The organism is Streptomyces mangrovisoli (genome assembly GCF_000974985.2).
Taxonomy (GTDB): domain Bacteria; phylum Actinomycetota; class Actinomycetes; order Streptomycetales; family Streptomycetaceae; genus Streptomyces; species Streptomyces mangrovisoli.
The window spans coordinates 1-8,789 of sequence record NZ_LAVA02000110.1; the positions used below are offsets into that span (position 1 = coordinate 1).

Consider the following 8,789-nt stretch of genomic DNA (forward strand, 5'->3'; position numbering starts at 1 on the left):
ACCAGCGCACTTCCTGATCGGACTTGAAGTCCTTCATGGACTGCCTGGCCTCGGCCTTCGGCACGAGGGAAAGCGCCTCGATCGTGCCTGCGCCTTCCGTGGACGTCTCAGCCATCGATGGCCTCCTTGAGCGCCGCGGCGAGCTGCTCCGCCTTGAACGGCATTCCGTTCACTTGGTTGTAGGAGTGGGCGTCGACCAGGTACTTCGCGCGGATGAGGGTGGCGAGCTGGCCGAGGTTCATCTCGGGGACGACGACCTTGTCGTAGCCGGCGAGGACGGTGCCGAGGTTGCGCGGGAAGGGGTTGAGGTGGCGCAGGTGGGCCTGTGCGATCGACGCGCCGGACGCGCGCAGTCGGCGTACCGCGGCGGTGATGGGGCCGTAGGTGGAGCCCCAGCCCAGGACGAGGGTGCGGGCGTCGTGGGGGTCGTCGACGCTCAGGTCGGGGACGTCGATGCCGTCGATCTTGGCCTGGCGGGTGCGGACCATCAGGTCGTGGTTGGCGGGTGCGTAGGAGATGTTGCCGGTGCCGTCCTGTTTCTCGATGCCGCCGATGCGGTGTTCCAGGCCGGGTGTGCCGGGCACCGCCCAGGGGCGGGCCAGGGTCTGCGGGTCGCGCAGGTAGGGCCAGAACTCCTCGCCGCCGTCGGCGGTGGTGTGGTTGGGGGCGGTCGTGAACTGGACGCGCAGGTCGGGCAGTTCCTCCAGTTGGGGCACCCGCCAGGGTTCGGAGCCGTTGGCGAGGTAGCCGTCGGAGAGGACGAAGACCGGGGTGCGGTAGACCAGCGCGATCCGCGCCGCCTCCAGCACCGCGTCGAAGCAGTCGCCCGGCGTGCACGGCGCGATCACCGGGACCGGGGCCTCGCCGTTGCGGCCGTACATCGCCTGCAGCAGGTCGGCCTGCTCGGTCTTGGTCGGCAGCCCGGTGGAGGGCCCGCCGCGCTGGATGTCGACCACGACCAGCGGCAGCTCCATCGAGACCGCCAGCCCGATCGTCTCCGACTTCAGCGCCACCCCCGGCCCGGACGTCGTGGTCACCGCCAGGGAGCCGCCGAACGCGGCGCCGAGGGCGGCGCCGATCCCGGCGATCTCGTCCTCCGCCTGGAAGGTGCGCACCCCGAAGTTCTTGTGCCGGGACAGCTCGTGCAGGATGTCGGAGGCCGGAGTGATGGGGTAGGAGCCCAGGAACAGCGGCAGGTCGGCCTGCCGGGACGCGGCGATCAGACCGTAGGCGAGGGCCAGGTTGCCGGAGATGTTGCGGTACAGGCCCGGCGCGAACGCCGACGCCGCGGGGGCGACCTCGTAGGAGACCGCGAAGTCCTCCGTCGTCTCGCCGAAGTTCCAGCCCGCCCTGAACGCCGCCAGGTTCGCCTCCGCGATCTGCGGCTTCTTCGCGAACTTCGACCGCAGGAACTTCTCCGTGCCCTCGGTCGGCCGGTGATACATCCACGACAGCAGGCCCAGCGCGAACATGTTCTTGCTGCGTTCGGCCTCCTTGCGGGAGAGGTCGAACTCCTTGAGCGCGGTGACCGTCAGTGTCGTCAAAGGCACCGGATGGACCCGGTAGGCCTCCAGTGACTCGTCCTCCAGCGGGGAGGCCGCATATCCGACCTTCGCCAGCGCGCGTTTGGTGAACTCGTCGGTGTTGACGATGATCTCCGCGCCGCGCGGCAGATCGCCGATGTTCGCCTTCAGCGCGGCCGGGTTCATCGCCACCAGCACGTCCGGCGCGTCCCCGGGGGTGAGGATGTCGTGGTCGGCGAAGTGCAGCTGGAACGACGACACCCCCGGCAGCGTGCCTGCGGGCGCGCGGATCTCGGCGGGGAAGTTCGGCAGGGTCGACAGATCGTTGCCGAAGGACGCCGTCTCCGAGGTGAACCGGTCACCCGTGAGCTGCATCCCGTCACCCGAGTCCCCCGCGAACCGGATGATCACCCGTTCGAGCCGGCGGACGTCCTTGGCGCCCCCCGGTCTGCGCTGCTCTCCTACGACGGCTCCGTCGGCCTGCTCCGCTGGGCTGCTGACCTGGCTGGTCACTGAACTGGACCTCCCTCGAGGCGGGTGTCGGGGAGCGGCCTTCCCGCAGGCCCTCCCGCTTTCAACCCTACGTCGCTTAGGGTCGCCTTCCCTCGGCCATTCGGATGAAGGACGGCATCCGGATGCCACTGGGTATGCGGACGCCGCTCGGCGTGCGGATACCACTGGGTGTTCGGGTACCACTTGGTATCCGGGTGCCACTGGGCATTCGGGTACCACTGGGTATTCGGATACCGATCGACACCCGGATGGCGCGTCGCATCCGGAAGATGCGCCGCGTTCTGAGACGGCCCGTCGCCCTGAGTTGTCACGATGCCCTTCGCCCCCCGGCTCTCTTCTTGAGACGCTCCCCGTTCGTGGTGCGGTTTCCCCGGTCCGGGCGCCCGTTCCCGGGGTCGCCCGTCATCTGACACAGTGTCAGACGATCAGGAGTTCAGGTAGGTGAGAACGGCCAGAACACGCCGGTGGTCGCCGTCGCTCTGCGACAGGCCGAGCTTCAGGAAGATGTTGCTGACGTGCTTCTCCACGGCGCCGTCGCTCACCACCAGCTGCCGGGCGATCGCCGAGTTCGTCCGCCCCTCGGCCATCAGCCCGAGGACCTCGCGCTCGCGCGGGGTGAGCCCCGCGAGCACGTCCTGCTTACGGCTGCGCCCGAGCAGCTGCTGGACCACCTCCGGGTCCAGCGCCGTACCGCCCGACGCCACCCGGACCACCGCGTCCACGAACTCGCGCACCTCGGCCACCCGGTCCTTGAGCAGATAGCCGACGCCGCGGCTGGAACCGGCCAGCAGTTCGGTGGCGTAACGCTCCTCCACGTACTGCGACAACACCAGCACACCGAGTCCGGGATGGGCCTTGCGCAGGGTCACGGCGGCCCGTACGCCCTCGTCGGTGTGGGTCGGCGGCATCCGCACGTCGGCCACGACGACGTCGGGCAGCTCGCCCTGCGCGTCCAGTTCGGTGATCGTCTTGATCAGCGCCTCGCCGTCACCGACGCCCGCCACCACGTCGTGCCCGCGATCGGTCAGCAACCGGGTCAGGCCCTCCCTCAGCAGCACCGAGTCCTCGGCGATGACCACCCGCACCCTGTCCTCCACGATCTTCGGCCCCCCACCGCCCGACATCACCCGTACGACGTGGTCCAGCATTCCAGCATCGGGCCGGTGGCGCGCCTGCGCGACGCGAATCGGTCGGTGTGACGGGAATCGGTCTGTCGGGCCGGCCGGTTCGGCCGACCCGCCGGTCCGGGCACGGGGAAGGGCCGGGTGCCCGTCGTGCGCGCGGCCCGGCCCTCCGGTGGCGTTCGCGGTCAGCCCCGCCAGGGCAGTTCCGCGGTGATCCGGGTGGGGCCGCCCTCGGGGGAGTCCACGACCAGCACCCCGTCCACCGCGTCCAGCCGCTCGGCCAGCCCCGCGAGGCCCGAACCGCGCCCGGCGTCGGCGCCGCCCGCCCCGTCGTCCTCGACCTGGAGCAGCAGCCGGTCGTCGGACCGCCACACGTCCACCGTCGCCGACCGTGCCCCGCTGTGCTTGCTGACGTTCTGGAGCAGTTCGGACACCGTGAAGTAGGCGATGCCCTCGATCGCCGCCGCCGGCCGTCGCGGGAGGTCGACCTCCACCCGGACCGGCACCGTGCACCGCGAGGCGACCGACGACAGGGCCGCGTCGAGGCCGCGGTCGGTGAGCACCGCGGGATGGATGCCGCGCGCCAGGTCCCGCAGCTCCTGGAGTGCCGTCTTCACCTCGCCGTGCGCCTCGTCCACCATCCGGGCCGCCGCCTCGGGGTCCTCCGTGAGCTTCTCCTTCGCGAGCCCCAGGTCCATCGCCAGTGCGACCAGCCGGGCCTGCGCACCGTCGTGCAGATCCCGCTCGATGCGGCGCAGATCCGCCGCGGCGGTGTCGACCACGACCCCCCGGTCCGACTCCAGCTCCACCACCCGCGCCGACAGCTTCGTCGGCCCGAGCAGCCCGTGCACCATCAGCCGGTCCACCATCGTCAGCGCCCGCACGATCCACGGCGTCGCCAGCGTGAACAGCAGTCCGACCAGCGCCGTCACGGTGATCTCGAAGGGGTTGTCCAGATAGACGCTGTGCTGCTCGTCGCCGTAGAGCTGGAGGCCGCCCTGGCCGAGGTAGACCGGGAAGACCCAGAACCACAGCGGGTACGTCAGCAGCGCCCAGCCGTAGGCCCAGAAGTTCAGCGCGACGACGAACGAGAACACCGACCACGGGAACTGGATCACCGCGTACAGCAGCGCCCGCCACGAGGTCCCGCTGCCCAGCACCGCCCCGATCCACGGCAGCAGCCCGCTCTTGCGCATCCGCAGCGGCTCCGGGTCGGCCACCTCCAGGCCCAGCAGCCCGCGGGCCCGCGCCCGCTCCAGCGAGCCGAGGCCGCGGCAGCCGGCCAGGCCCGCCGCGAGGACCGGGACGCCGAGGAAGGTCACCAGCAGTCCCGCGCCCAGCGACACCATGGTCACCGCGTAGGTGAAGAGCAGGATCCCCATCGGCAGGCCCAGCAGGACATAGCCGAACTCGCGCCAGCTGCGTCCCTCGAACGGTGCCCGCAGCACCGCGGGCACCCGGCCCCGCCGCACCTCGTACTGCCCGTAGTCCCCGTACCGCGTGGCCATCGGTGTCGTCCGTTCTCCTCGTCGTCCTCCGCCACGGCACTTCGCCGTACCGTGTCCCTCCGCCTGTCTCCACCCTCCTCCGCGGCGGCGCCGTGGACCATGGAGTCCGTCGGCGTCTCGGACGGGGGGTTTTCCCCACCCCGGCCCACCCGGGCGGGCGGTCGACGGTGTCTCCCCCTGCCGGTTCAGCGGGCGGGTTCGGGTGTCTCCCGGTTCAGCGGGCGGACGCCGGTGTCTCCCGGTCCCGCCAGGGCAGCTCGGCCGTGATCGTCGTGGGGCCGCCCGGCGGGGAGTCCACGACGAACAGCCCGTCCACGGCGCCCAGCCGGTCCGCGAGCCCCCGCATCCCGGTGCCGCCGTCGAGCCGGGCCCCGCCCCGGCCGTCGTCCCACACCTGGATCAGCAGCCGGTCGTCGGACCGCCACACGTCCACCGTCGCCGACCGCGCCCCGCTGTGCTTGCTGACGTTCTGGAGCAGCTCGGACACCGTGAAGTAGGCGATGCCCTCGATCGCGGCGGCGGGCCGGGCGTCCAGGTCCGCGGTCACCTGCACCGGCACCGTGCACCGCGAGGCGACCGACGACAGGGCCGCGTCCAGGCCGCGGTCGGTGAGCACCGCGGGATGGATGCCGCGCGCCAGGTCCCGCAGCTCCTGAAGGGCCAGCTTCACCTCGCCGTGCGCCTCCGCCACCATGGCGGCCGCGGAGTCGGGGTCCTCCAGCAGCTTCTCCTTCGCGAGACCGAGCCCCATCGCGAGGTTCACCAGCCGGGCCTGCGCGCCGTCGTGCAGATCCCGCTCGATGCGCCGCAGATCCGCCGCCGCCGTGTCCACGACCACCCCGCGGTCGGACTCCAGTTCGGCGATACGGCGCTCCAGCTCGTCCGACGGCGACAGCAGCCCGCGCACCATCGCCCGGTCCGCGTTGGCCATGCCCCGCGCGAGGAACGGCAGCACCGGCCACAGCACGAACAGCGAGGTCAGCGTGATCACGAAGGTGAGCACGCCCCACGGCAGCCGCATGAACGAGTAGAGCACCGTGCGCCAAGCCACCGGGTCCTTCAGCGCCAGCCACAGCCGCTGGAACACCCCGCCCCGGCCCCAGGGCAGCGGGCTCGGCTCCTCGATCCGCACACCGAGCAGCCCGCGCGCCCGCCCGCGCTCCAGTCGGCCCAGCAGTCGCGCGCCGCCCAGCCCCAGCGCCAGCAGCGGGAAGCCGATCACCGTCAACGTCAGCAGACTGCTCGCGAACAGCACCGTCATCACATAGACGAACCCGATCAACGCGACCGGCAGATTCGCCAGGAGATACGCGATCTCCTTCCAGGTCGCCCGGTCGAAGGCGAACCGGGCGGGCGGCGGCCGGTCGTCGGCTCCGGCGCGCGCGGGCTCGACGAGAGAGGGGCCGGTGCGCGCGACACCGGCGTGCCCGGTGCCGGCGTGCGCGACTCCGGTCTGTCCGGTGTCGGCGTGCGCGACGCCGGTCCCGTGGGTGCCGGTGCCGGTCCCGTGGGTTCGGAGGGGGGCCGGGTCGGCCGAGGGGTCGGCGGCCGGGGCGCGCACCGGGCCGGTGGCGGGGATGCGATCGGTCATACGGGCCAGCCTGCCGCGCCCCGCGCCCCCGCGCCATGAGGTCGGCCGCCGCGCTCTCCTGGGGAAAACCCCACCCCGCGCCCGATCCACGGCCGACCCTGTGTCCCCGGCGGGTCTCATCCTGAGACGGGCTGCTTACCTCCCCTTTATCAGGGCCTAGACTCCCGTGCGTACAGATCGTCGAACACAGGGTTCACTGGAGTCACGGGACTTCGGTGCTCGTCAGGGAGTGAGGGACGGACGTTGCGGGAGACGTTGCCTGGCCCGACCGTCGCCGTCGCGGCTGACTACTTCCGGTCGTACTCGGTGGTCGGACTGCTCGCCGCGGTCGGCGTGCTGTTCGTCGCGGTGGCGTTCGGCGCGAGCCGCCTGCTGCGGCCCGTCGTGCCCACCCCCGAGAAGCTGCTGACCTACGAGTGCGGCGTCGACCCCGTCGGCGAGGGCTGGGCCCACACCCAGGTCCGCTACTACGTCTACGCCTTCCTCTACGTCATCTTCGCCGTCGACTCCGTCTTCCTGTTCCCCTGGGCCACGGTCTTCGCGGCCCCCGGCTACGGCGCGACCACCCTCGTGGAGATGTTCGTCTTCCTCGGCTTCCTCGCCGTCGGTCTGCTCTACGCCTACAAGAAGGGCGTCCTGTCATGGACGTGACCCCCGAGCCGGTGGCGCTGCCCGAGCCCGTGGCGCTGCCCGAGCCCAAGCGCCTCGGCGCCCTGGCCCGCCTGGCCCCCGAACCGATGAAGGTGGTCCTGAACTGGGGCCGCCGCTACTCGCTCTGGGTCTTCAACTTCGGCCTCGCCTGCTGCGCGATCGAGTTCATCGCCGCGTCGATGGCCCGGCACGACTTCATCCGGCTCGGCGTCATCCCGTTCGCGCCGGGCCCGCGCCAGGCCGACCTGATGGTCGTCTCCGGCACGGTCACGGACAAGATGGCCCCGGCCGTCAAGCGCCTGTACGAGCAGATGCCCGAGCCGAAGTACGTCATCTCCTTCGGCGCCTGCTCCAACTGCGGCGGCCCCTACTGGGACTCCTACTCCGTCACCAAGGGCGTCGACCAGATCATCCCCGTCGACGTCTACGTCCCCGGCTGCCCGCCCCGCCCCGAGGCCCTCCTCCAGGGCATCCTCAAGCTCCAGGAGAAGATCGCCCGCGAGTCGCTGGGGGAGCGCTACGGCGCCGTGCGGCCCTCCGCCGCGGCCCTCCGGAGCGGCCTGACCCCGCCGCCCCCGCCGCCGGGCGCCCCACATGCCCCGGACGCCTCCGAGGGGGAGCGATGACGGCCGTGGGCTGGCTGCCCGCCCCCGCCGAGGAACTCTTCGGCCCGGACGCGACCGCCGAGGAGTCGTACGACGTCCTGACGGTGGACGTCCCCCCGGCCGCCTGGATCGCGGCCCTGGAGACCGCCCGCGACCGGCTCGGCTGCACCTACTTCGACTGGCTCAGCGCCGTGGACGAACCCGGCACCGGCTTCCGCGTCGCCGCCCACGTCGTCGCCCTCTCCCCGGTACGCCGCCTTCTCGTGCGTACGACGGTCCCGCACGCCGCCGCCACCCTCCCCTCCGCCGTCGGCGTCTACGCCGGCGCCGGCTGGCACGAGCGCGAGACGCACGAGATGTTCGGCGTCGCCTTCGAGGGCCACCCGGCCCTGGACCACCTCCTTCTCCCCGAGGGCTTCGAGGGCAACCCGCTGCGCAAGGACTTCGTCCTCGCCGCCCGCGTCGCCAAGGCCTGGCCCGGCGCCAAGGAACCCGGCGAGTCCGACCACGGCGGCCCCAAGCGCCGCCAGATGCTGCCGCCCGGCGTGCCCGACCCCAACGAGTGGGGCCCGCAGAAGGGCCGGCTCCCCGCCGCCCCGGCCCGCCCGGCCCGCGGCGCCGCCCGCCCGGCGGGCGACCGCCCCGTGCGCACCCCCGGCGAGCGCCCGGCCCGCCCCGCCGGCGACCGCCCGGTCCGCCGCAGCCGCACCGCAGCGGAGGGCTCCGCCAGCCAGGCCACTCCGACAGACCAGACGACACCGGAGCCGACGAGGACACCGGAGCCGACGGAAGCGACGCAGGCGGCACCGGGCACGGCCGCGGTCGAGCAGCCGACGGCCGGGCGCCCGGCAACCGAGCACCCGACGGCCGACAGTTCGGCGACCGCCGGCCCCTCGCCCGACAGCCCCTCAGCCGACGCCTCGCGGAGCGGGGCCTCGCCGACCGGGGCCTCGTCGGCCGCCGAGGGCACGGCCGCTCCGGAACCCGCCGAGGGGCCGTCCACCAGTGTCGCCGGGGCCGCCGCTCCCGCCGCACCTGCCGGTGAGGCGTCCGGTGACGGTACGGCTCCCGCCCCCGGCACCACCTCGCCCCGCCGCTCCCGCAGCGCTTCGGGAGGTTCGGCGAGCCAGCGTTCGACGCCGGCCCCCGCCCCCGGCACCCCCCGCCGCTCCCGCAGCGCGAGCGAGGGCTCCGCGAGCCTGCGGGCCGGGGCTCCGGGCCAGGACACACCTCCGGCTCGACCGGCCCCTCGCAGCTCCGACGCCCCCTGGCAC

7 protein-coding genes and 1 pseudogene are annotated in these 8,789 nt (G+C 72.8%); 3 read left to right on the top strand and 5 right to left on the bottom strand.

Annotated elements, in window-relative coordinates; all coding sequences use genetic code 11:
* The 5 genes and pseudogenes from WN71_RS41270 to WN71_RS35195 all read right to left on the bottom strand — a co-directional run.
* A pseudogene (locus tag WN71_RS41270) lies at positions 1 to 115 on the bottom strand (2-oxoacid:ferredoxin oxidoreductase subunit beta); the annotation flags it as partial.
* Positions 108 to 2,036, bottom strand: a complete 1,929-nt coding sequence (locus WN71_RS35180) for a 2-oxoacid:acceptor oxidoreductase subunit alpha (protein WP_046583510.1) — start codon at positions 2,034 to 2,036, stop codon at positions 108 to 110. The pseudogene WN71_RS41270 and the gene WN71_RS35180, both read right to left, overlap by 8 nt.
* A 425-nt stretch (positions 2,037 to 2,461) precedes the next feature.
* On the bottom strand, positions 2,462 to 3,160 hold the full coding sequence (locus tag WN71_RS35185; protein WP_276208142.1) for a response regulator transcription factor: 699 nt from the start codon (positions 3,158 to 3,160) through the stop codon (positions 2,462 to 2,464).
* A 185-nt stretch (positions 3,161 to 3,345) separates the two neighbouring features.
* Positions 3,346 to 4,668, bottom strand: a complete 1,323-nt coding sequence (locus WN71_RS35190; protein WP_046583512.1) for a sensor histidine kinase — start codon at positions 4,666 to 4,668, stop codon at positions 3,346 to 3,348.
* Positions 4,669 to 4,882: 214 nt separating this feature from the next.
* Positions 4,883 to 6,259 carry a sensor histidine kinase gene (locus WN71_RS35195; RefSeq protein WP_240529877.1) on the bottom strand — a complete coding sequence of 459 codons (1,377 nt, stop codon included), beginning with the start codon at positions 6,257 to 6,259 and terminating at the stop codon, positions 4,883 to 4,885.
* 255 nt (positions 6,260 to 6,514) lie between these two features.
* Between WN71_RS35195 and WN71_RS35200 the strand changes: the two genes are divergently transcribed.
* From WN71_RS35200 to WN71_RS40460, 3 genes are all read left to right on the top strand, one after another.
* Positions 6,515 to 6,910: an NADH-quinone oxidoreductase subunit A gene (locus WN71_RS35200; RefSeq protein WP_240529878.1), complete on the top strand. Its 396-nt coding sequence runs from the start codon at positions 6,515 to 6,517 to the stop codon at positions 6,908 to 6,910.
* A complete protein-coding gene (locus WN71_RS35205) occupies positions 6,901 to 7,536 on the top strand; it encodes an NADH-quinone oxidoreductase subunit B (RefSeq protein ID WP_046583516.1) in 636 nt (211 codons plus the stop codon). The genes WN71_RS35200 and WN71_RS35205 overlap by 10 nt, the downstream gene beginning before the upstream one ends.
* Positions 7,533 to 8,789: NADH-quinone oxidoreductase subunit C (locus WN71_RS40460; protein ID WP_079178367.1), on the top strand; the 1,257-nt coding region annotated here is incomplete at its 3' end. The genes WN71_RS35205 and WN71_RS40460, both read left to right, overlap by 4 nt.

Bases quoted from the DNA above. Each gene is read 5' to 3' on its own strand.
- WN71_RS35190 (WP_046583512.1), bottom strand. From the start codon at position 4,668: ATGGCCACGCGGTACGGGGACTACGGGCAGTACGAGGTGCGGCGGGGC.
- WN71_RS35195 (WP_240529877.1), bottom strand. From the start codon at position 6,259: ATGACCGATCGCATCCCCGCCACCGGCCCGGTGCGCGCCCCGGCCGCC.
- WN71_RS35185 (WP_276208142.1), bottom strand. From the start codon at position 3,160: ATGTCGGGCGGTGGGGGGCCGAAGATCGTGGAGGACAGGGTGCGGGTG.
- WN71_RS35205 (WP_046583516.1), top strand. From the start codon at position 6,901: ATGGACGTGACCCCCGAGCCGGTGGCGCTGCCCGAGCCCGTGGCGCTG.